Source organism: Alteribacillus bidgolensis, assembly GCF_002886255.1.
Classification (GTDB): domain Bacteria; phylum Bacillota; class Bacilli; order Bacillales; family Marinococcaceae; genus Alteribacillus; species Alteribacillus bidgolensis.
In genome coordinates this window covers 2,580,041-2,603,998 of record NZ_KZ614149.1, presented here as the reverse complement: position 1 = coordinate 2,603,998, position 23,958 = coordinate 2,580,041, and the positions used below count along the sequence as shown (strand labels likewise).

Annotated in this window: 22 protein-coding genes; 21 read left to right on the top strand and 1 reads right to left on the bottom strand. The window is 38.3% G+C overall.

The features are described 5' to 3' along the window. Positions 1 to 271: 271 nt before the first annotated feature. From CEF16_RS12970 to CEF16_RS12950, 5 genes are all read left to right on the top strand, one after another. Positions 272 to 2,335 (top strand): transporter substrate-binding domain-containing protein, encoded by a 2,064-nt coding sequence (locus tag CEF16_RS12970; RefSeq protein WP_091583802.1) that lies wholly within the window; start codon positions 272 to 274, stop codon positions 2,333 to 2,335. Next, on the top strand, positions 2,310 to 3,668 hold the full coding sequence (locus CEF16_RS12965) for a sigma-54-dependent transcriptional regulator (RefSeq protein ID WP_091583805.1): 1,359 nt from the start codon (positions 2,310 to 2,312) through the stop codon (positions 3,666 to 3,668). The genes CEF16_RS12970 and CEF16_RS12965 overlap by 26 nt, the downstream gene beginning before the upstream one ends. Positions 3,669 to 3,837: 169 nt before the next feature. Next, positions 3,838 to 4,818, top strand: coding sequence for a TAXI family TRAP transporter solute-binding subunit (locus tag CEF16_RS12960; RefSeq protein ID WP_211295855.1), 981 nt, complete (start codon positions 3,838 to 3,840; stop codon positions 4,816 to 4,818). 62 nt (positions 4,819 to 4,880) lie between these two features. Beyond that, positions 4,881 to 5,357 (top strand): DUF1850 domain-containing protein, encoded by a 477-nt coding sequence (locus CEF16_RS12955; protein ID WP_091583810.1) that lies wholly within the window; start codon positions 4,881 to 4,883, stop codon positions 5,355 to 5,357. Positions 5,358 to 5,362: 5 nt separating this feature from the next. Further along, the gene (locus CEF16_RS12950; RefSeq protein WP_091583813.1) at positions 5,363 to 7,339 is read left to right on the top strand and encodes a TRAP transporter permease; all 1,977 of its coding nucleotides are present in this window, start codon (positions 5,363 to 5,365) and stop codon (positions 7,337 to 7,339) included. Between the two features lie 92 nt (positions 7,340 to 7,431). On the opposite strand, the gene CEF16_RS12945 is transcribed toward CEF16_RS12950, so the two are convergent. Next, complete coding sequence (locus tag CEF16_RS12945; RefSeq protein ID WP_091583815.1) at positions 7,432 to 7,701, bottom strand: hypothetical protein; 270 nt, start codon at positions 7,699 to 7,701, stop codon at positions 7,432 to 7,434. A gap of 875 nt (positions 7,702 to 8,576) precedes the next feature. Between CEF16_RS12945 and CEF16_RS12940 the strand changes: the two genes are divergently transcribed. The 16 genes from CEF16_RS12940 (at position 8,577) to CEF16_RS12860 (ending at position 23,954) form a co-directional block, all read left to right on the top strand. Then, positions 8,577 to 9,620: a TRAP transporter substrate-binding protein gene (locus CEF16_RS12940; RefSeq protein ID WP_091583819.1), complete on the top strand. Its 1,044-nt coding sequence runs from the start codon at positions 8,577 to 8,579 to the stop codon at positions 9,618 to 9,620. A gap of 15 nt (positions 9,621 to 9,635) precedes the next feature. Further along, complete coding sequence (locus CEF16_RS12935; RefSeq protein WP_091583822.1) at positions 9,636 to 10,163, top strand: TRAP transporter small permease; 528 nt, start codon at positions 9,636 to 9,638, stop codon at positions 10,161 to 10,163. Next, the gene (locus tag CEF16_RS12930; RefSeq protein WP_091583824.1) at positions 10,160 to 11,434 is read left to right on the top strand and encodes a TRAP transporter large permease; all 1,275 of its coding nucleotides are present in this window, start codon (positions 10,160 to 10,162) and stop codon (positions 11,432 to 11,434) included. The genes CEF16_RS12935 and CEF16_RS12930 overlap by 4 nt, the downstream gene beginning before the upstream one ends. A 49-nt stretch (positions 11,435 to 11,483) precedes the next feature. Beyond that, complete coding sequence (locus CEF16_RS25325; RefSeq protein ID WP_211295879.1) at positions 11,484 to 11,762, top strand: UbiD family decarboxylase domain-containing protein; 279 nt, start codon at positions 11,484 to 11,486, stop codon at positions 11,760 to 11,762. Continuing rightward, positions 11,759 to 11,908, top strand: coding sequence for a UbiD family decarboxylase domain-containing protein (locus CEF16_RS24885; RefSeq protein ID WP_211295854.1), 150 nt, complete (start codon positions 11,759 to 11,761; stop codon positions 11,906 to 11,908). Before CEF16_RS25325 ends, CEF16_RS24885 begins: the two co-directional genes overlap by 4 nt. A 295-nt stretch (positions 11,909 to 12,203) precedes the next feature. After that, positions 12,204 to 13,673, top strand: coding sequence for a 4-hydroxyphenylacetate 3-hydroxylase family protein (locus CEF16_RS12920; RefSeq protein WP_091583827.1), 1,470 nt, complete (start codon positions 12,204 to 12,206; stop codon positions 13,671 to 13,673). 23 nt (positions 13,674 to 13,696) lie between these two features. Further along, positions 13,697 to 14,488: a carbon-nitrogen family hydrolase gene (locus CEF16_RS12915; protein ID WP_091583829.1), complete on the top strand. Its 792-nt coding sequence runs from the start codon at positions 13,697 to 13,699 to the stop codon at positions 14,486 to 14,488. Beyond that, positions 14,485 to 15,180: a DUF2848 family protein gene (locus tag CEF16_RS12910; RefSeq protein WP_091583831.1), complete on the top strand. Its 696-nt coding sequence runs from the start codon at positions 14,485 to 14,487 to the stop codon at positions 15,178 to 15,180. The genes CEF16_RS12915 and CEF16_RS12910 overlap by 4 nt, the downstream gene beginning before the upstream one ends. A gap of 2 nt (positions 15,181 to 15,182) precedes the next feature. Then, positions 15,183 to 15,533 (top strand): cupin domain-containing protein, encoded by a 351-nt coding sequence (locus CEF16_RS12905; RefSeq protein ID WP_091583834.1) that lies wholly within the window; start codon positions 15,183 to 15,185, stop codon positions 15,531 to 15,533. A 57-nt stretch (positions 15,534 to 15,590) separates the two neighbouring features. After that, positions 15,591 to 16,049: a flavin reductase family protein gene (locus tag CEF16_RS12900; RefSeq protein ID WP_091583837.1), complete on the top strand. Its 459-nt coding sequence runs from the start codon at positions 15,591 to 15,593 to the stop codon at positions 16,047 to 16,049. 151 nt (positions 16,050 to 16,200) lie between these two features. Continuing rightward, on the top strand, positions 16,201 to 17,073 hold the full coding sequence (locus CEF16_RS12895; RefSeq protein ID WP_091583840.1) for a hypothetical protein: 873 nt from the start codon (positions 16,201 to 16,203) through the stop codon (positions 17,071 to 17,073). 215 nt (positions 17,074 to 17,288) lie between these two features. Further along, positions 17,289 to 17,981 (top strand): GntR family transcriptional regulator, encoded by a 693-nt coding sequence (locus CEF16_RS12885; RefSeq protein WP_091583846.1) that lies wholly within the window; start codon positions 17,289 to 17,291, stop codon positions 17,979 to 17,981. 1,048 nt (positions 17,982 to 19,029) lie between these two features. Next, positions 19,030 to 19,731 carry a FadR/GntR family transcriptional regulator gene (locus CEF16_RS12875; RefSeq protein WP_091583852.1) on the top strand — a complete coding sequence of 234 codons (702 nt, stop codon included), beginning with the start codon at positions 19,030 to 19,032 and terminating at the stop codon, positions 19,729 to 19,731. Between the two features lie 75 nt (positions 19,732 to 19,806). Further along, positions 19,807 to 21,132, top strand: a complete 1,326-nt coding sequence (locus CEF16_RS12870) for an FAD-binding oxidoreductase (protein ID WP_091583855.1) — start codon at positions 19,807 to 19,809, stop codon at positions 21,130 to 21,132. A 3-nt stretch (positions 21,133 to 21,135) separates the two neighbouring features. Next, positions 21,136 to 22,497 carry a (Fe-S)-binding protein gene (locus tag CEF16_RS12865; RefSeq protein ID WP_091583857.1) on the top strand — a complete coding sequence of 454 codons (1,362 nt, stop codon included), beginning with the start codon at positions 21,136 to 21,138 and terminating at the stop codon, positions 22,495 to 22,497. Then, positions 22,497 to 23,954, top strand: a complete 1,458-nt coding sequence (locus tag CEF16_RS12860; RefSeq protein ID WP_091583860.1) for an FAD-binding oxidoreductase — start codon at positions 22,497 to 22,499, stop codon at positions 23,952 to 23,954. The genes CEF16_RS12865 and CEF16_RS12860 overlap by 1 nt, the downstream gene beginning before the upstream one ends. Positions 23,955 to 23,958 lie beyond the last annotated feature (4 nt).

Genomic DNA, 23,958 nt, shown 5'->3' with positions numbered 1-23,958 from the left:
TTCGTCTAATTTTACTAATATTTGAAACGCGCTTGCGAATCTTTCTCTTTTTTCTGAAAATGAGATATGCTAAAAATGGAATATTTCATGTAGTCATCCTCCTTCTGGTAATCTTTAATATTATTATCAACATTATAGAGTTGTTGATACTAGTTCATTTTTTGTTATTAGGCTGCAGCAGCAGTACCGAAACCAACAGCATGGTGTCGGACGCAAAAAGTTATAACATGTTACACTATGTTATATAGAAAGCGCTGGTGAGGAGGGAGAGGTGGGATCGTTGAGGGCACTGACAATATTGGTTATATGTTCAGTAATTTGGCTGTTACTTCCAGTTTTTCTATACGCAGAGAATAAAGAAATACAAAAAAATACCAGGGATACATATGTCGTTGCCTATGACCCAAATCTTCCACCTTTACATATAGAGGGGGAGAGGTTAAGTGGTTTTTCTGTGGACGTGTTAGAGAACATAGCCGATCAGACCGGGATGCAGCTGGAATACGTTCCGATGTTAAAGGAAGAATCATTAAAAGCGGTAGAAGCCGGTGAGGTTGATATGGTATTAAGTGTCAATTTTTCTGAGAGTCATGCAGATATAATGGAGTTTAGTGAATCTATTTTATCAACATCGATTGGATTGCTGGTCGATTCCGATACGGAAACTATAAATGGAATCTCAGATCTTTCTAACCATGTCACAGCCTTACAGAGAGAAACACTAGAGTATGCATTTTTAAAAAACATTAGACGTGTCCACTATCAGGTGACAAGTAATCAAATCACGGCATTGCGACTTTTCACGCAAGGCCGGGCTGATGCATTCATTGGAAGCGTTAACACAGCAGAGCATTTTCTAAAACAGCAAGACCTTGAAGAAGAGTATGAATTTATTGATCGTTATGTACTCCCCCTTGAATATTCGATTGGGGTGCAAAAAGAAAACTATAGCTTATTACACCAACTAAATCGTGGGATTCGGGAAGTGAAAAGCGATGGATCATACACAGATCTTTATGGTAAATGGTTTATTGACCAGGATGCAGAAAGGGCTAAGCTTCTTTGGACGATTATTGAAGTCATAGGGGCTCTTTTCCTGCTGACGGTAATCCTATTTTTGCTTGGGGTGCGCTGGAACCGGCAGCTTAAAAAAGAAGTAAAGAAAAAAACGAGCGTGCTGCATCGAGTAAATCAATCGCTTCAAGACCAAGTGATAAAAACGAAAAATAGCACGGAGTTTCAAAGGCAGATTTTAAACTCAAGTCCTCGGGGAATTATTACTATTAACGAAAAAAAACAAATATCCTCTATTAACCCAAAAGCTATGAGATTCCTGAAAATAGGGGAGGAAATCAAAGGAACAGTTTTTACCAAGCATCCTCTACTAAAGAATGTATTAGAAAAGAAATTTCCCTTCGTCATGGAAGGAAAGGGTAAACAATATCTTGGAGAAGAAACCATTTGGGAAAGAGGCGAAGGTGATCTTTTATATTTTCGGTATTATGTATACCCCCTCTATGATTTTAATGGAGAAGTAAAAGGAATTATTTTTGCTTTAGAAGACAATACAAAAGAGCAGATGATGAGGCTGCAAATGTTTGAGCAGGAAAAAAACCAGGCATTAAGCAGAGTGGTTGCTGGAATTGCTCATGAGATTCGAAATCCTCTTTCTTCAATAAAAACCTTTGTGGAAATGCTGCCTAAAAAATTTAACAGTAAAAAGTTCCAAAACCAGATAACGACCTATGTTCCTAAGGAAATTGACCGACTTAACCAACTCATTGAAGGATTAATAGATTATGCGCGTCCAAAGAAACAGAAAAAGGAAATAGTAGACATTTGTTCCATCCTTCACGATTGTGTAATGTTATTTGAAAAGACCGTGAATCATAAAGGATTTAGGCTCGACCATCAGTGGGACACCGACTTATATATAATGGCTGACACCAGTCAGCTAAAACAGGTTTTGATCAATCTCATCATTAACGGTATAGACGCAATGGAAGAGCAGCAAAAGAAAAAACAGCGTACTCTTACGATAAAAGCATGGAAAGACCAGGGAACAGTCTGTATTTCACTGGAAGATGAGGGAGCTGGCATATCAGAAGAAACAAAAAAGAAAGCGTTTGAACCGTTTTTTACCACAAAAGCAAAAGGGACTGGACTAGGGTTATCCATTGCTCACCAATATATAAAAGATAACGATGGAAAGATGGTGTTGGAAGGAAAGAAAGGCAAAGGAACCTGTGTAGAATTGACATTTGCGGAAGTTCAAAAAGATATGGAATTAAAGAGAGGAGGAGAACCTCATGGCCAATATATTGATCATAGATGATGAACCATCCATTTGTGCCTCTCTTGAATTTGCACTAGAAGACGATTATGAAGTGCAAAGTACTACAAATCCGAAGGAAGGACTGCGATGGATGAAAGAGGGGGATGTACATCTTTGTTTGCTTGATTTAAAGATTGGAAATCAGGATGGTCTTGAGGTGTTAGATGAAATAAAGAAAAGCTATCCACATATCGTTGTTATTATGATCACTGCCTATGGCACAATAGAATCGTCTGTTAAAGCATTGCAAATCGGCGCTTACTCTTATTTAACAAAGCCGATTAATATGGAGGAACTTACGTCGGTAGTAAAACAAGCTATTCGTTATAACGAACTTAACCAGAAAGTAGAATATCTTACCCAGGAGTTAGAACGGAAATATAGCTATGAAGGTATGATTGGAACTAGTCAGGCTATGAGAAAAGTTTATCAAATGATTGATAAAGTGAAAGAAGTAGATACAAGTGTGTTAATTACGGGGGAAAGCGGAACGGGAAAGGAGCTGGTAGCAAGAGCGATACACCATTTAGGGAAAAGAAAACAGGAACATTTTGTAGTCGTCAATTGTGCGGCGATCCCGGAGTCTTTACTAGAAAGTGAATTATTTGGTTATGTAAAAGGTGCGTTTACAGGAGCGGATACGAAAAAACAGGGAATGTTCCAGCTCGCTAACAACGGAACAATTTTTCTAGATGAGATTGGCGATATGTCATTAGCCCTTCAAGCAAAGTTACTAAGAGTCCTGCAATTAAAGGAAATAACTCCTCTTGGATCTACGAAAATCGAAAAAGTGAATGTCCGCGTTATTGCAGCAACAAATAGAGATTTAGGTAAAGCGGTAGAAAAAGGAGAATTCAGAGAGGATCTTTATTTTCGGTTAAATGTCATTCAAATAAAGTTACCCCCTCTACGTCAAAGAAAAGAAGATCTGCCTCACTTAATTCGCCATTTTTTACATATCCATAATAAGGAGTTGGGGACACACATAACAGGTTTATCAAAAAAAGCAGAGCAATGTCTGATTCGTTATAATTTCCCGGGAAATGTTCGAGAATTGGCGAATGTAATGGAAGCTTCTATGGTTATTGCGGAAGGAAAATCGATAGAAATGAGTGATTTGCCTTCTTATTTACAGGAAGATAGAACAACCCCTGTTTCTCGTGAAGATGCTGCTGCTGTTTTTGTTGGATTGACTATAAAAGAAGTCGAAAAAGAGATTATTCATGCTACCTTGCAAAAAAATAAAGGTCATAGAAAACAAACAGCTGATATGCTTGGTATAAGTGAGAGGAGCCTAAGAGACAAAATCAAACAGTACAATTTTTCCGGTTGAAAACGGCAAATTATGCTGGTGCGGCATTTTTTGCCGTTTTTTGTTTGAATAAAAAAGGGCTTTCTATCTTTATTACCTTCTTTTTTAGGGGATTTATATTTGGCGCTAAAATTGCATAGTAATGGAGTGGCTTTTTCATTCACATAAAAATCTGAAGGAGGAGATTTTTTTGAAGAAATTATGGTACTTAATTTTTTTGACGATGCTGATATTGTCAGCGTGCGGAGAAAAGGAAGGACAGACAGAAGGAGAGAAAGATAACGGAAATATGGACGCTAGTTTTATTACGATTGCTACAGGGGGAACTTCTGGTGTGTATTACCCTATTGGAGGAGCGATTTCAAACCTTCTTGAAGAAGAAATCGGTTCTGATGCATCTGTTCAATCTACAGGCGCCTCTGTAGAGAATATTAACTTAATAGACACCGACCGTACAGAACTTGCCATTGTTATGGCAGATGCTGTATCTCAAGCAAATGAAGGAACAGGGCCGTTTGAAGAGAACGGAGCAATAGATTTAACTGCGATTGCTTCTTTGTATCCAAATTTTGTGCAAGTAGTCACAACAGAGGATAAAGGAATTGAATCCATTGAAGATCTTGCCGGTAAAAATGTAGGCGTTGGTGCTCCTAACTCCGGGGTGGAATTAAACGCACGCATGATATTAGAAGCACATGGTATGTCTTATGACGACATCAATGAAGATTTTCTTTCTTACAGTGAAGCGATCGACCAAATTAAAAACGATATGATAGATGCAGCTTTTGTAACAAGCGGCCTTCCTAATGCCACTGTGATTGATTTGTCTACAACAAACAACGCGAAAATTGTCCCGATTGAAGGTGAAGGGATGGAACAATTGCAAGAGCTGTATCCGTTTTTCTCAGAAGGCACAATTCCAGCAGGAACGTATGAAAATGAAGAAGACATTCCAACGGCCACTATTGAAAACCTTTTAATTGCCAATAAGGATCTTTCTGAAGATGCGGTTTATGAGATAACAAGCACGATCTTTGAAAATATTGAAACGATTCATGATTCCCATAATGCAGCACAAAATATTTCGCTTGATACGGTTGAAGATGGGCTGCCAATCCCTTTTCACCCAGGGGCAAAGCGATATTATGAAGAGCAAGATGTTCTTGATTAAATTGTAATAGAGGGGAGAAGAGAGATCTCTCTGATACCCTTCGGGAGATCTCTTTACTTAAAATGATGAGAAGCTTAGTTAGTACACCTTTTTTTGGTGCGATAATAGGGATTTTAATTGTCGGTTGTATAGGTAATATATCGGATTCCGATACAGAATTGATTATTCAAAGTCAAGAAGATGGCGAGGTCTATAAAAAGGTACCTGTAGAACGAGGCGATGAAATGGTATTGGCCTGGGTCCATTCGGTTGAAAAAACTCCCTGGTCGGAACACTATAAAGTATCAAAAGACCGTTATTTGATTTTGGAGGAAACGAGGTTTCAATCCTTTGGGGCGGGTGTTCCACATCAAAAAGGGGATATGATGGTGAAAGATGGGGAAGTCATCGTGACAGATATTAATGAGGAGCATGAATCGTTACGGTGGATTCATTCGAGAAATGCAGAATTTACTCTTCAATTAAATGGGGACGTTATTTTTGATGCTGAGGAATTGCCCCACCATGAAAAGATAGAGCTAAGGATTGAAATGAGGTGACATTTATGGAGGATAAACATATAGTGGAAAAACAACAGACGGAAAATTTAGATACAAAGCAACGAGCAGCGTTAGAAAAATACGATGCAGAATCTAGATTCAGAATATTTAAGAACAAAGGCGTTGGCTTATTTGTAACCGGCATTGCTATTGCCCTGTCCATTTATCATTTATATACGTCTTATTTTGGAACACCGGTTACTCTTGTACACCGTTCCATTCACGTGGCTATCGTATTAGCGCTGATTTACATGCTGTATCCCCCTTTTAAACATGCAAAGCGACACTTTATGCCCTGGTATGACTGGTTATTTGCAATAGCAGCTCTTTCAACCTTTATTTATATATATATGGAATATGAACAAATTGTTCACCGCGGCGGTCTGCCTAACCAATGGGATCTTATCTTTGGTTTTATTTTAGTAGTGTTAGTGTTAGAAGCTGCCAGGCGCGTGACGGGTTGGGGGCTCCCTTTACTAGCTGTTTTATTTGTCCTTTATGGTCTTTTTGGAAGGGAACTTCCCGGTATTTTCAGGCACCGCGGCTATGAATGGCAGGACATTGTGAATTTTATGTATGTAACAACAGAAGGAATATATGGTACAGCCATAGGCGTTTCTGCAACTTATATCTTTTTGTTTATTTTATTTGGAGCGTTTTTGCAGAAATCGGGTATGGGGCAATTTTTTAATGATATGGCCCTTGCCATAGCGGGTCAAACGAAAGGGGGACCGGCCAAAGTATCCGTTATTGCTTCCGGGTTTTTGGGCAGTATAAACGGAGCGGCGGTTGCAAACGTGGTAACGACCGGTTCTTTTACTATTCCACTAATGAAGAAAATAGGGTACAAGAAGAATTTTGCAGGTGCGGTTGAATCTTCTGCCTCTGTCGGCGGACAAATTTTACCTCCTATTATGGGGGCTTCTGCATTTATCATGGCAGAGATGCTTGGTATACCTTACAGCGATATTGCATTAGCTGCTCTGTTACCGGCGCTTTTATTTTATATTGGCGTGATTGTTCAAATCCATTTAAGAGCTTCAAAAGAAGGGCTGAAAGGGATTTCTAAAGACAACTTACCAGCTGTAAAACAAGTTATGAAAGAGCGAGGCCACTTGCTAATTCCGTTGTTGTTTCTTATGTACATGCTTTTTTTAAGCGGGCGTACCATTATTTTTTCAGCGTTTCTAACCATACTGGTTACGATAGTGGTGGCGATGCTTCGAAAAACTACGAGGATGTCTGGCAGAGATATTTTGCAAGCGCTTGAAAATGGTGCTCGTACGGCACTTGGGGTAGCGATTGCTTGTGCGGCAGTCGGTATTATTGTTGGAGTGGCAACTCTTACTGGTTTTGGCATAAAGCTGGCCAATGCCATTGTTACACTGGGGGGAGAAAGCTTGCTTCTGACCTTAATGTTTACGATGGTGGCTTGTATTGTTCTTGGTATGGGTCTTCCGAGCATTCCAACGTATATTATTACAGCAACAATGGCTGCCCCAGCCCTTGTTCAGCTTGGTATTGAACCATTGGTTTCTCACTTATTTGTTTTCTATTTTGGAATTTTTGCAAACATCACTCCACCAGTGGCTTTAGCATCCTTCGCTGCAGCAGGGATAGCAGGCGGTCGGGCGATGCAGACAGGTTTTATATCGATGAAATTGGCTATAGCCGGGTTTATTGTTCCTTACTTGTTCGTATACAATGACGCTCTGTTATTAACCAACAATAGCTTTGGAGAAGGGATTATCGTTGTCTTTACTTCGGTGCTTGGTGTTCTTATGCTTGGTGCAGCCGCGGAAGGTTATTTCATGACCACTTTGCACCCTGTTTTACGTTTGCTATTATTCGGCGGAGCCTTAATGTTTATGAATCCAAATATATTCCAGGATATCATTGGCTTTGCAATCATTGCTATTGTTCTCTTTTTTCAGTGGATAAGAGCAAAGAAAGAAGGAGTAGCTTCTTTAAAAGCAATATAGGGAAGGCTTGTCATTAGAATTTAGTGGAGGTAATTTAAAGAAGGGGCTGCCCTCAAAGACGGTTTGTAACTTTTGGGGCAGCCTGTTTATCATTATAAAGCAATTGCATCTTTTTTCAATTCTTCGCGAAGGAGCTCATAGTTCACGCTTAATTTGCCATTTTCCCAGCCTTTTTTGTAGCCTTTTTCAAACGCAGCGTCTGCTGTAAGTTCCTCTACTTCTTTGACAGCATCTACTACTTCATCTAAGAGCGTAATATCAATGCCATGCTCATTAAGTTTGTCAGCTAATATTTGAAACGAGTTAGCGAAATTTTCCCTTTTTTCTGAGAATAGAACGTGCTGATAAATAGAGTATTTCATATTTTTAATCCTCCTTCTAGTAAACTTTTATATTAGTATCCACCATTCTCGAATTTTTTATACTTTCTTTTTAGATAATAGAATCGATTTCCTTTAGTGATCATCGTGAATGAGACGCTTCAGATGAAACAAGTTCAGAGATCAAAAAGTGCAGTCTAACTAAAGCAAATTAGGATCTAAAAAATAGAAGGAAAACAACAAATAGAACGAAAGCAGAGGGAGAGGCTGCAATGGAAATTTAAAAAGAAATCAGGAAATGCTTAAGCTAGTAATAAAGAATTTGTGCCTTTTAAGATTTCTGGAAGTCTATCAAAAACTTTTAGAGACTCTAATAAAAATTTTTGGAAAAAATCAAATACTTCTGGGATTCTGTGCGTGTTAATTCCTCAAGGTAAGTAAATTTCCGGCCTTTATAAGCACAGATCATTATGTTCATAAAAGTATGGAAGATGATTTTACATAGTATTGACAAAAGTCTGCAAATTTTGATATTCTATGTATACAGAACTCAGTATAACATATTATTTGTACTTCAAATTAAAGAATCAATAGTTAATGATTACAGTACAAAGGGTGGTAAACAAAAATGATTAATTTGGAAATTTCAGAAAGGAATGATAATTCAAGTAAATTAATAAAAACATAGCAAATATGAACAAAGATTGAAGGGGTATGAGTAAGAGGAAATTACATTCATTAAAAAAATATGACCGATTAAAATACTGGTAGAAAATAAGAAAGTGATTAAAGGTTATACTTGCTGCTAATTTTTGGCCAAGGGTACTGCACATTTATCAGCTATGTTAAGAAAGGGTTTTTCATTAAATAGAGGGATTAGCATAGTAGATTAAAGTTTGTAAATTAGGAGGATAAATATGAAAAAGACAAAAACAATATTGAGTTCTCTTTTGTTAAGTACGATGGGGTTTCTTGCAGCTTGTGGAGAAGAAAGCGGAAGCCAAGACAGTTCTGCTGAATCAACAGAAGAAGGAGCTTCAGAAGAGTCTATTGTTCTTTCTACTGCGAACATTACACAAGCTGACAACTCGTTAAGTGTTGTATTACAAAACATAGGAGATGAATTAGAAGAGCGGACGGATGGAAGAATTACTGCAGAACATCATCCTGGCGGTCAATTAGGAAATGAAGAAGACATGATGCAGCAGTTAAACTCTGGAACAATTGATATTGCTAATATTACAACAGCTCAGTTAAGTAATTCTTCACCTGCTTTTGGAGTATGGTTAACACCATTTGTTGTAGAAACACATGAACAAGCCTATGAATTGTGGACAAGTGAGGAGTCAATGGCACTTTTTGATACATTAGAGAACCAAAACGTCAAAGGGTTGGGATATTCCACTTCTGGATTTCGATACATGTTATCAGTCGATCCCATTGATTCGGTATCGGATCTAGACGGGTTCAAACTTCGGACTACACCAAGCCCAACCATCATGGATTTTTGGAATGGTCTAGGAGCAAGCCCCACAGCGATGCCTCTTACTGAAGTTTATACTTCTCTTCAAACAAACGTGATAGATGGTGTAGATATTGATACGCAATCTCTTGTAAGTGAAAACTTAACAGAAATTGCAACCAACATGACACCTTCTAAGCACATGTACTGGGCTGCAGGAATCATGATGAATCAAGACCGCTGGGACAGTTTTTCGGAAGAAGACCAGCAATTGATACAAGAAGTAGTAGATGAAGTAACCAAAGAAAATGCTGAAACGTTAATAGAATTTGAGGATAACTTATTAGAAAACGGAGAAGAAGAACAAGGCGTTTCAATTGTTGAATTTGACTATTCTGAATTTGACCCAGTAACCGAGGAAGTCCGTGAGGCCTGGATGGAAAAAAGCCCTGAGATTAAGCCAATTTTAGAAAAAGCCGATGAAATAAAATCCGAGTAACAAGTAGGTGAGACAATGAAAGAGGACGTTCAAAAGAAAAGTATAATTGCAGCAATTGCTAACGGATTGGAACGCGTTCTCGAATGGGTTAGTATTATCTTCATTGTATTGTTAACCATTAACATGATTATGGCTGTCTTCTTTCGTTATATATTAAGTGATTCCATTTTTTGGGCTGATGAATTATCTCTCGTTTTGTTCGCTTGGCTTACTTTTTTAGGTGGGAGTCTTGCTGTAAAACGTTCTGAGATGGCAGCGGTTACTCTTTTTCTGAGCCGCCTGCCTGACAGAACATATAGAATTTTCTCAAGTTTGATTCAAATCCTTATAATTATTTTCTCTGTGGTATTAGGGTATTACTCTTATTTGTGGATCAAAAGTCCTAGTGTAGTAAATATGATGTCTTCTACCCTTCCAGTGAGCATGTGGGTTATTTACTTGATTGTCCCCATCAGCATGGTTTGTATTATTGTATTCGCGATGGACAATATCCGCAAAATATTTACTACCCAGCTCAATGAGGAGGGAGGCTTTCCATTATGATCGCTGCTATAGCATTTTTCTTATTGCTGCTGTTAGGGGTTCCCATAGCATTTGTATTAGGTTTAACTACATTAATCTTTGTTATTTCTACAGGGAATATTGCCGTTTTTGAGTCCATGCCTTCTCGCATGTACAATGGCTTGCAAACTTTTGGTCTTGTTGCAATCCCGATGTTCATTTTATTAGGAGAAGTCATGAACAGAGGGGGGATAACAGAACGTCTTATCGAGTTCTGCCAAACGATTCTAGCACATTTACGCGGAGGTTTAGCTTACGTCAATGTTTTAGCTAATATGGCTCTAGCTTCTATTGTTGGATCTGCCAATGCTCAAACAGCCATTATGAGTAAAACTATGGTTCCTTCTATGGAGAAGGAAGGCTATAAAAGAGAATTTAGTACGGCTCTAACGGCGTCATCTTCGATCATAGGTCCTTTAATTCCGCCAAGCATGCCATTTATTGTTTATGGTGTAACAGCTGGTGTATCTATTGGAAGCTTGTTTCTAGCGGGAATCGTGCCTGGGATTTTCTTTGGGCTAGGTTTTTCCATTGCTATTTATTTTATAGCAAAAAAACAAAATCTACCAACCTCTGAAAAATCAGAGTGGACACATATATTAAAATCTACATTAAATGTTCTTCCAGCCTTAATTATACCAGTTTTCATATTAGTAGGTATTACCACAGGAGCGTTTACTGCAACAGAATCAGCTGCAGTTGCTGTATTTATTGCTTTCCTTGTCGGTTTTTTCTTTTACAAACAGTTAAAGTTAAAGGATTTGCCAAAACTATTTTTTCAAACGGTCATTACATCTTCAGCTGTAACTTTTCTGTTAGCAACATCTAATATTTTTGGCTGGGTTTTAAGTGTACAGAGAGTTCCACAAATGGTGGCCGAAGTTTTTCTAGGGCTTACGGAAAATCCACTTATTTTCTTATTATTGATTAATATTCTTCTCTTAATCATTGGAATGGTCATAGACGGGCTGGCAGCTTTAATATTACTAACTCCTATTCTGCTCCCAATTGCCGTTCAATTTGGAGTAGATCCGATTCATTTCGGTGTCATTATGGTTATTAACTTAACATTAGGGCTTATGACTCCTCCAGTAGGTACGGTGCTATTTATTGCTTCATCAACTGCAAAAGTTAAGGTAGAAACTTTAATTCGCAGTATAGCTCCATTTTTGATTATATCTTTTGTCATCCTTTTAATCATAACCTATATGCCTTGGACCAGTCTTAGCATTCCAACCTTATTCAATAGATAAAGCAACCTTACAAATCAAGAGGGGAGTACTTATGGCAAGTGATTCTTAAATATTACCAAAAGTTCGTGAATCTGAAGGACCTTTTGGAGAATTTCCAAGTTATTATGACCCCGATAGTGATAAGCACGTCATAACTGTGGATGCAATGACGCACAGAAGCCGTCCCATTTTTCAGACTTGCTTGGCTGGGTCAGACGAGAATCTTTTATTGAGGGAAGCTGGTTTACTTCGTGCTCTTCGCAATACAGCTCCTATGGTAAAAGAGGTTCATCTTACCAAAAGGCGGAAATCGTTTTTACTTAGTAGTATCGATGAAAAAGAGAAATGAAGGCGAAGCAAAGCACGTTATTTTTTGCTGCATTTGCAGGACATTATGATGTGAAACAAGTGATCGTAGTAGATGAAGAGATTGATATATTTGATAGTGAACAAGTAGAATGGTGTGTCGCAACGCATTTTCAAGCAGTTTTTTGAGGCAGATATACAATGGGAAGCTAAAAACAAGCTAAGCTCTTATTGGAAAGAGGAATCAATGACCAAATAATAAACGTTAGCATTTTGGACGTATTCGCACCAAAAAAGGAATTGTAAACTTGTCCTTCCCCTGAAATGACAGGCTTATTTTCAATAATGTTATTGATTGGAATATTGACAGAAAATTTTAAATGGTCTATAGTGTATATAAAATTATGTGTTTTGTATTGTGTATACATAATACAATAAGCTTTAAAATTCTATATTTTACTAAAAAAGAAGGGGTGACTCATTAATGCCAAGAACTGGTCAACAATATTTAGAATCTTTGCAAGACAATAGGAATGTTTATATTGATGGTGAAAGAGTTGATAATGTTACAACTCATTCAGCTTTCAAAGGGATTAGCCAAACAGTTGCTAGAATGTATGACGTCGTAAATGATGAACCTGAATTGATGACATATGAGACAGAAGACGGCACCCGGGCAAATAAGATTTACATGATTCCACGAAGTCGTGAAGATTTAGAAAGCCGAAGAAAAGCGATCACAAGGTGGACAGAAGAAACATATGGTCTAGTTGGAAGAAGCCCGGACCACGTAGCAGGTTTTTTTGCAGGATTTGCCAGCAACCCTGATGTTTTTGCTCGCGGCGGAGAACAGTATAAAGAAAATCTTCTAAATTTTTATAAATATGCTCGAGATAATGATAAGTTCTTATCTTATGTTATTATTCCACCTCAAATCGATAGAAGTAAAACAGCTTCAGAACTAGACAATGAGTTTCTTGCAACAGGGGTTTATGAAGAAAGAGAAGACGGTATTATTATTCGCGGTTCTCAGATGCTTGGAACAAGTGCAGCCGTTTCAGACTACATGTTTGTAAGCTGCATTACCCCATTGAAAGAAGGAGACGAGAAATATGCACTATCCTTCGTTGTTCCAATGAGAGCTCAGGGTCTTAAGCTTTATGCGCGTCCTGGGTATGCGATGGGAAAACCGAGCACGTTTGATTATCCATTATCTACTAATTTTGATGAAACAGACGCTTTAGTCGTATTTGATGATGTGTTTATTCCTTGGGAGCATGTATTTGTATACAAGAATATCGAACTGACAAAAGCACAATTCTTTGAAACTCCGGCTCACGTTTTAGGGAATAACCAGTCTCAAACACGCTTTGTAACGAAAGTGAAGTTCGCTATTGGGCTAGCCAAGAAAATAACAGAAATGAATGGAACAGATAAAATCCCTCCTGTACAAGGGAGGCTTGGAGACTTGGCATCCCTTGCTGGAACCGTTGAAGGATTTTTACTTTCGTCTGAATATGAATGCTATATCAATGAACAAGGAGTAGCTGTTCCTAATCCAAGATTTTTATATGGAATTATGGGATTGCAGAGTACCTTATATACTGATGTGCTGCATATCGTACGTGAACTTGCTGGCGGTGGCGTTTTACAGGTTCCATCCACATATAAAGAATTTGTTAACCCAGAAACAAAAGATGATATGCAAAAGTATATTAAAACAAGTAACGAAGACGTTACTTCAGAAGATAAAGTGAAGCTTTTCAAATTAGCATGGGACTTAATAGGTACAGAATTTGGCGGTAGACATCAACAATATGAAATGTTTTATGCAGGAGCTCCTCACGTAGCCAAAGGACACGCCTATAGAAATTATGGTTACCAGGAAACAGTAGAGATGGTCGAAAAATGCTTATCCAGTTATAGCATTCCTGAACTAGAAAAACAAAATTAAAGTAGATGTGGAGGTGGTTTTGAATGAAGATTGCGACCTTGCAGCTTGAAATTAGAGATGATGAAACAAAACAAGAAAGAATAGATAGAGTTGATAGCTTACTAGATGATGTAAACGAGGTGGATATGGTTGTGCTGCCAGAAATATGGGCAACTGGCTACTTTTCGTTTGACAAATATAAAGAAGAAGCAGAAGAAATAAACGGCCCCTTTGTGCAGCACTTTTCTGAAAAGGCGAAAAAAATGAATTGTTATATATTTGCTGGGAGCTTCGTGGAAAAAGAGGAAGGCCGTTTTTATAACACGAGTATTATGTTCAATCAGGATGGAGAAGTCATTGGGACATATCGAAAAATGCATTTGTTTCGATATGGTTCAAAAGAAGGGGAAATTTTAACTAGAGGGGAAGAACCAACTGTTATAGACACAGCTTTCGGGAAAATTGGTCTAACAACTTGTTATGATCTTCGCTTCCCAGAGCTTTATAGGGCACAAGTGGACTTGGGGGCAGAGATATTTTTAGTTACCTCAGCTTGGCCTCATCAGAGACTTGAACATTGGAATATTTTTAATGTGGCTAGAGCCCTGGAAAATCAATGTTACCTGGTTTCCTGTAATTGTGCAGGGAATACGCAAGGTGTGAAATTAGGAGGCCATAGTCAAGTTGTAGATCCTTTTGGAGCAGTACTAACAAGGGCAGATTATAATGAAGCCATTCTAAAAGCAGATATTGATTTATCTCAGATAGATAAAATAAGAGAGTCATTTCCACAGTTAAAACACAGAGTGATGGAGAAAGGAGTCTATGCAAGATGAAGTTTCAGATAGGAAAGGAAGAAGTAGAATGGGAACCTAAAAGGCTTCTTATTGCTGGATATACTTCAAAAGACCAAGAACAATTGCAAAAACATATTAAAGAATTAGAAGAAGAGCTGGGGGTAGAACCGCCACCGGCTATCCCAATGATCTATGATTTGTCACCGGAACTATTAACAACCAATGACCAGATATCCGTTGTTAACAATGACAGCAGTGGAGAAGCAGAAGTAATAGCAGCAGAAATAAATGGACAATGGTACATCGGTATTGGAAGTGACCATACGGATAGAAAATTAGAATCTGTTTCTGTACAAAAATCTAAACAAGTCTGCGGGAAGCCGATAACAAGCGAATTATGGCCTTTAGCTAGTGTAGAGAGTTACTGGGATGAGATAGAAATGAAAAGCTGGATGGTCGATAAAGAAGGCCAGCACCTGTACCAATCTGGAAAGTTAAATGAATTTATGAAACCTGAAGACTTAGTGAATATTATCAAAGAAAGAAACTATTATAGCTCAGACTCCGTTATATTTTGCGGTACGCTTCCTTTGTTAAGTGAAGGTTTTATATATGGAGAAGAATTCATTGCTGAATTATATGATCCTATTGAAAATAGAAGCATTACCTTACATTACGATGTACATCTTTTAAAAATTGCAGAAAATATTAAAAATCCTAAGGAGGTATAATCATGAGTAAACCTGAACTAGAATTTGTTGATTATAAGGAATTTGAAACGGAATCTATACCTGGAGTAGAGGGACTCTCGCAAAGAATTATTGCCCAAATCCCTGGATCTGAGGTTGCTACGAGAATACTTCAGTTTGAACCAGGAACAGATACTTCTCCTAATGGTGTTCAACTTCATGATTTTTGGGAAGAGCTTTATATTATAGAAGGTTCTATTATTGATTTAGAGCTGAATGAAGAATTTACAAGCGGTATGGTTGCTTGTCGTCCGCCTGGGATGAAACATGGCCCGTGGAAAGCTCCAAACGGATGTAAGATATTTGAGGTTAGATATTATGCCAAAGGACAATAAAACCAGAAATGTAAGTACAAATTTTTCATCAACATACGTGTAAAAGGAGAATTATATATGAATGATCAACTATTCAAAAGCGCTATGTCTAAGTTTACTACTGGAGTAACTGTTATAACTACTAAAGTAGATGAAAAAGTACATGGAATGACAGCAAATGCTTTTATGTCTGTTTCTCTTGAACCGAAATTGATTTTAATTTCGGTTCATGAAAAAGCTAGTATGAATAAGTACATTAAAGAATCTGGGAAGTTCGCTGTCAGCATTTTGGCGGAAGGACAAGAAGACATGTCTATGTATTTCGCAGGGCAAATCAAAGAAGAAAAAAGTGTTGATTTTGTGCAATTTAATGGAATGCCTGTGCTTGAGAATTCGATTGTGCATTTGACTTGTGATGTAGCAAATGCCCATATTGAAGGAGATCACACATTATTTATTGGTGCTGTTACAGATATTGCTGTAAATGAGTCCAACCCTTTAGCTTTATATAATGGTAAATATCAAACAGTTAACTGATTTATTAATAGTGTATAGTCACATTGGATATAGCACTTTGAAACAAGAATGTTTCCAAAGCTCGACACGCCCTTAAGGTCGTGTCGAGCTTTTCATAAAAGCTTCTATATCATGTGAATTTTATACTACGTTCACACAGAGGGGGGTTTTGATGGAAGTAGTATACTTAGAGTACCCAGAAAATTATATACTGCCTTCTGATATTAATTCATGTGTTTTAGCTCTTGGTTTTTTCGATGGAGTTCATGTAGGCCATAAGGAAATATTAAACATGACAAAAAAAATAGCAACGGTAAAGAAATTGGATTTTTCTGTAATGACTTTTCATCCACATCCGAGTCAAATAGTAAATAAAAATAAAAAAAATAGAATTAATCATTACTTAACCCCCCTTTCTGTAAAGAAAGAAATTTTACAAGATATGGGAGTCGACAAATTATATATTATTAACTTTAATTTGCCTTTCTCTAAGCTCTCCTATAAAGAATTCATGAATATATTTATTTCCGGAGTGAATGCCAAACACGTTGTTGCTGGTTTTGATTTTAAATACGGATACAGGGGTTTAGGGAATATGAAACAATTAGCAGCTGATGGGAAAGGTGAATTTGAAGTAACTACAGTATCAAAAGTAGAACAGCACTATCAAAAAATTAGTTCAACCCTAATTAGACAATTGCTGTCAACAGGGCAAGTGCATAAGATTCGAAATTATCTGGGTAATGATTATAAGATAATGGGTAAAATCAGAGAACTTATTACTGTAACTAATAATCATCATCAAAGTGATTTATTAATTTTATCGATTAAAGAAGAATATTTGATGCCAGTTACTGGAATATATAAAATTGAAGCAGATATAGGTCATCAAAGATATATAGGGGTCTGTACCATTCCTTTTAAGAGTGAAAATGGTTATTTGGAAGTATTATTAAACGACCGTATTAAAAGAAATGACACCCTGGATGAAAATATTAAAATCATATGGAAAGAACAAATAGAGACCGTTCGTGTATCGATTTAATGTTCATGGGAAACCTGCTGAATATAAAATACAATTCGGCAGGTTTTGTATATTAACAGATAGTATAATGACAATATATCCCCAGAAAAGCAGTATAACCTTTAAAAAACGTAATTTTTTAATAAAGGATAAAATCTGTTACGTGATTCAAATAGAATTTTGGCTTATAGTTAGTAATAGCGAATATATTATATTCTTAAAGTTAGGTGAATAAAATGGGTGATTTAAGGTTAAGTCCAATCGTTAAGGAAGAAACCACAAAAGAAAGAGTCTATAGACAGATTAAAGAAGCAATACTAAGTGGTCAAATTCCCCAGAATACTACTTTTACAGAAGTCCAATTGGCAAATTTGCTTAATACGTCGAGAACCCCGGTACGAGAAAGCGTTCAAGATTTACAAAAAGAAGGATTAATTATTTCGATTCCAAGAAAAGGTTTGCAAGTAAAAAATATATCTTCGATTGAACAAGAACAAATCTTTTTGCTTCGAACATCTATTGAAGTTGACGTGATAAAAAAATTGACCTCTGTTATAACAGAAGACCAGATTAATAAATTAAACAACATTTATACAGAGCAATTGAAAGCTAAGGAAGAAAATGACAATTTGAAATTTATAGAACTAGATCAAGAATTTCATTCTTTCCCTTTAAAAGTGATGAACTATACTTTAGTTGAACAAATCATTCTTAATTTAAACGAGTTGACTCGGTTAATTGGTATTAAAGCATTAAAAAAGTACGGAAGGATGGATGAAGTACTATCAGAACACAAAGATATTATTCTTGCCATCGAAAAGAAAGATAGTGATTTGGCGGCAGATGCTTTAAAGAAACATTTAAATAACACTGGTCAAGTTCTGGAGATGATTCAAAAAAGTGAATTACAAAGCTCCGGAGATGAATAAGATATGTTGAAATTAGATACTAAACATCTATGTCACTTCCTAGTATGCAGTGTTGCTATTTTTCTCCATATCTAATAATGTTACAGAAAACTTACGGCTCTATAGTCATTTTTTCGGATTATGTATTTATGCGACATCAGGAATTATGTCTAATATTATTAATGAAACTCCTTTTAAAATATCTAAGGTTGGAATTTACAATTCTGTTTTGCTTATTTATCGGGAGTGGTTATTTTATTCAAGCCGTTCATTTTGTACTTTGAAAGAAGTAGATTAGCAGGAAGGATAACATAAAGTGTTTATTAGAAAAACTTGGCTTGCCGCCGAGTTTTTATGGCGGAAGTCATCGTTTTGCTTATACTTTGTTCCTTTAACAAAGTTAAACATTCCTAAAGCAGAACAAAAAATAACACTTTCCGTACAGGAGCCTGAGCGGGAAGTGTTTTTAATATTAATCCAGCGTGAAAAAATGAAAAAAGGGCGACCTTTTAGTGGAGGGCACCCTTGCTTTTTCGTTCCGTTATTGAAAGAGTACAACAAAAGTCAATTTTATCATTGATAGTAAACCAGGGTTTTTAAATTGATCTTCCATGTATGTTGTTCCCTCCCAAATGATTTGTTAATACATATAATAAAGCCAATCTAGGTGTTTTTCTGTAAGTATGTGAGTAAACTTCACATGGTTTTTTGTTGGTCTGCGTTGGAGAATGTGATTGGCGAGAAAATCGTGATCATTGGCGAGTAAAAAGATGTTTTTGGATAGTATTTCGTTAGGAACGCGAGTAAATCGCCCAATTCGGATAGTATTGGAAATGAAATGGAAACTATCTCCCGCTTGTGAGAACAATCGGGAAATAATTTGTTGTTCAGTGGCTTCCTTCACATGGCGGCAAGCCGATTTTTTCTAAAAATAATGTTGCATGACTTGAGCAAATTTTAAAAAAATTATTGAAAACGCTTTAAAGGAATGATTTAATAAAGTTATAGATGATCACACATCAGATCATTGATCAGTAAGATGCACCTCTGGATGAAGGGTGGTGTGCAGGTGAACATAGAGAAGATTTCAAAGAAAAAAGTCTCTGCATTAGTGGCTGAACAGATCGAGAATATGATTGAAGATGGCACATTCCGGCCAGGGGAAAAGCTGCCTTCGATTCGAGAGTTGTGTGAATTATTAGATGTTGGAAGGTCTGCTGTACGAGACGCTCTTCTTACCCTTAATGGCAAAGGCGCCGTTTATATGAAACAAGGAGAAGGAGCATTCATTTGTGAGTTTGACTCAACGAAGCTTTTTAATCAAACCGCTCTGCATGCTGCGACGAAAAATATAAGGGAACTGTTTCAAGTGCGAAAGATCCTTGAAACCGGAACGGCAGAAGCGGCCGCTATTCACCGCTCGGAAGAAGATATAAGGATTTTAGAAGGCATTCTCAATAATCCTTTAGATGGGTGGGAATCCGATTACCATTTTCATATAACCATTACAAAAGCAACAGGTAATATGATACTTATCCAGCTGATGGAATATATTTCAGCTACGATGAAACAAGCAATGAAAGATTTCCATTGCCAAATCCGTGAAAACAAGGAAACGGTGGAACGTATAATGAAACAGCACCTATATTTGTTTGAAGCCATTAAAGCAGGAGACGCTGACGAGGCAAAGCGGGCAATGATCAATCATTTAAATCTTGTCGAAGAGCTGCTGCAGGAAGGATTTTTAGGAGAAACCTCGACAATGGAATAAAGGTTTTCTCTTTTTTTCGACAATATTAGAAACTTCGTTGCTCAATATGCAACATTTGTAAAGGGGATGTCAAAGATGATTACATCTGATTTATTAAGCGACTTAAAATCGCTGCTGCCAGATTCACATATAGAAGAAAAATTGTCACCAAATCAGTTTTTTGGAAATGACGGCGACATTGTAATTTCTCCAAAAACAGAAAACGATATTTCGACGGTTCTTCATTACGCGAACGAAAATAATAAAAAGATGAATATAGCTGGGAATGGCACGAAGCGAGGCTTTGGCGGAACGGAAAACAAGGCTGACATTCTATTGTCGCTTTCTGATTATAAAGGGGTTATTGAACATACAGTTGGCGACATGACAATTACTGTAAAAGCAGGCACCCCTTTTCAAGAACTGCAAGACTACCTTGCTAAATATAATCAAAAGATTTCACTTGATCCCTCTCATCCCGAAGAATCTACGATTGGCGGAGTTATTGCTGCAAATGACAGCGGCCCTAAACGACTTGGTTACGGTTCGGCAAGAGACCATGTCATTGGCTTAAGAATGGCGTATCCGAATGGAGAAATCATTCGCTCTGGCGGAAAAGTGGTAAAAAATGTCGCAGGTTATGACATGAATAAGCTTTTTATCGGTTCGATGGGGACCCTTGGAGTAGTAACTGAAATTACTTTAAAGCTAAGGCCTCTTCCAAAGCACGAGAGTTTAATACTTTTGACATTTGAAAAAGAAAGCAGAGAAGAGATACGTTCATTTGCCGTACAATTCCTTGATTCAATGATGGAGCCTGTTTCTTTGGAGCTGTTAAATCCAGAGCTTTCTGAAAAACTGACTGGGCAAAAAGTCTTTACGCTGGCCATTGCTTTTGAAGACGTAGAAAGCTCCGTTCACTACCAAGAAGAGTTTGTGAAAAATATGAAATCCGGAGCTTCGCAAATGACCATTCTCGCCCAGCAAGAAGCAAAAGAATTTTGGAAGCGTTTTAATAATTTGTTTCCAAATGGACAAAGGGAACGAAAGGGGCAGGCGGCAGAAGCTGTGATTAAGGTTGGGGTGAAAAATCTTGATGTCATCCAAGTCTTGAAGGAAAGCGATTGGTTAGAAGATGCACATAATGTTTCTGTTCTTGCGCACGGAGGATTAGGCCATGGATTATGTCAGGTTCACTTGCAAGGAGCGCAGGACGATATCATCGCAGCTATTAATTCTTTACGTAAAACGGTGAAGCAATTAACCGGATATGCGGTGATAAAACACTTACCGCTGGCGCTGCGCCAGGTCATAGATGTGTGGGGGGAAAAGCCTTCCTATTTCTTTTTACTAGAAGGCATCAAGACAAAAATTGACCCGAAAAAAACGCTCAATCCTAAGCGTTACGTAGGAGGGTTATAGAAAATGAGTATGAAAGAAAAAGATATCGTTCAAGAGCCGCCATGTACTAGCGAAAGTTTAAGCAATTATTTGTGGAAAGATAAACCAGATGAAGATAAATGGGCTGATTGTGTACACTGCGGCATGTGTTTAGAGGCCTGTCCGACTTATGAATTGACCGGACAGGAGCAGCATTCCCCGCGCGGACGCGTCCATTTAATTAAATCCGTTGCGGATGGAAAGCTTGAAGTAAACGAACAGTTTATGGACCCGGTATTTGCTTGTCTGGATTGTAAAGCGTGTACGACTGCCTGTCCGGCTGACGTCGATGTTGGCGGTTTGATTGAGGAAGCGCGCGGGCAGATTCGACAGGCCATACCTTTAACAGGATGGAGAGGTGCGGTGAGTAAGTTTTTCTTGCACGGACTTTTTCCGCATCCGGGCCGGCTTCAATCCGCTGGTAATCTATTAAAATTGTATCAAAAGAGCGGCATGCAGACAGTGGTCCGTAAAACAGGCTTGTTAAATATTATGCCCGACCATTTAGCAACGATGGAAACCGTCATGCCGGAAGTAAAACAGTCGGTAAGAAAAAAATATAAAAAAGAAGAAGTGGTGAAAGCAAAAGGCGAAGCAAAAAATGAAGTGGCTTTTTTAACCGGTTGTGTGATGGATGTTATGTTTAGTGACATTAATGATTCTACCGTGAATGTATTAACTAGAAACGGAAACGACGTCGCCATCCCTAAAAAACAGACATGCTGCGGAGCCCTTCACGTTCATGCAGGTGACCGTGACATGGGAAGAAAGCTCGCCAAGCAAAACATTGAAGCCTTTGAAGACGCAGACACTGTTGTTGCCAATGCAGCAGGCTGCGGCTGTATGTTAACCGAGTATCCTGAATTGTTTCGTGAAGAAGAAACCGAATGGCGTGAGCGCGCAGAACAATTCGCAGATAAAGTAGTGGACGTTTCTAAATATCTTCACGACAGCGGTTATGAAAAGCCAAAAGCAGAAATAAACACAAAACTTACCTATCATGACGCCTGCCACCTAGCGCACGGGCAGGGGGTGCGCCAGGAACCGCGTGACATTCTGCTTGATATACCAGGAGTTGAAATGGTGCACATGCCAAATGCAGACCGCTGCTGCGGTAGTGCAGGAATCTATAACATTACAAATCCGGAAATGGCAGATGGTGTACTGGAAAGTAAAATGGAAAACGTTCCAGAAGAAGTCGAAATGATCTCCATGGGTAATCCCGGCTGTATGCTGCAAATGGCGATGGGTGTTGAAAAGTACGGAAGGAATGAAAAAGTTGTCCACACGATCCAGCTTTTAGATTGGGCTTATCAAAAAGAAGATAAGCAAAGGGGGCAGACCTGATGCTGCGAAAAAAAGGATTAAAAACGAATGATAAGCATATAAAAAAATTAGCAGCTATTGTGGGGCCAAAAGAAATTCTTTTTCATAAAGAAGATTTGATTTCCTATGAATCGGATGGATTTACGATTCACAGCCATATGCCAAAAGCAGTAGTATTTCCAAAGAATACTGAAGAAGTAGCAGAGGTTGTGAAATACTGCGCGGACAATGATCTTTCTTTTCTTGCCAGAGGAGCAGGTACGGGACTAAGCGGGGGAGCGATTCCATTAAATGGGGAAGTCATTATAAGTCTCGTTAAAATGAAACGGTTGTTAAGTGTCGACCTAGAAAACCGGAGAGCTGTTGTAGAACCCGGCTATGTGAACCTTAAATTGACAAACTCAATTTCGGACAAAGGTTATTATTACGCGCCGGATCCATCGAGTCAGTATTGCTGTACAATAGGCGGTAATGTGGCAGAGAATGCAGGGGGCGCACACTGCCTGAAATACGGCGTTACAACGAACCATATATTGGGGCTTGAGGTTGTATCTCCAACTGGAGAGATTATGGAAATCGGCCACGACGGTATTCCGGATGCGCCAGGCTATGACTTGCTCGGTATTTTAACCGGCTCGGAGGGGACCTTAGGCATTGTTACTAAAATAACGGTACGGATTTTGAAAAACCCAGAGGAAAAACAAACGGTGCTGGCTTATTTTGATGATGTGGCTGATGGAAGTCAGGCTGTATCTGATATTGTATCTGCAGGCATAGTACCGGCTGCTCTTGAAATGATGGATAAAATCGCAATTGAAGGGGTCGAATCAGCGGCATTTCCGGTTGGACATCCAAAAGATATTGAAGCGCTGCTCCTGATTGAAGTGGATGGTATTTCAGCTGGTATAGATGAACAGATTAATGAGATTTTGGATGTTTGCAAAAAGCGAAATGTCCGCTCTGTTAAGGTCGCCCAAGACGATGATGAAAGAGCAAATTGGTGGGCGAACCGGAAAACTGGATTCGGAGCAATGGGGGCAATTTCTCCGGATTATCTTGTTCAGGACGGCGTGATTCCAAGAAGTACATTGCCCGAAGTGCTCAAGAGAATTGGGGATATCAGTAAAGAAAGCGGACTTCGGATCGCAAATATTTTCCATGCCGGTGATGGAAACTTGCATCCCCTTATTCTTTTTGACTCCAGAATACCCGGTCAGACCGATAAAGCATTAGAAGCAGGTAGTGCATGTTTGCAGGCATGTGCCGATGCCGGCGGCTCAATTACCGGTGAACACGGGGTAGGTATTGAAAAACGAGAAGAAATGCGCTTTGTATTTTCGGACAAAGAAATTGAAGCGCAGACCGATATTCGAGAAGTGTTCAATCCGCATTATTTATTAAACGCAGGAAAGCTGTTCCCATCTCCAGGACGCTGTGCTGAAGTAAAAAATGAACTAAAAGCAGAAGCTGCGGAATAATAAA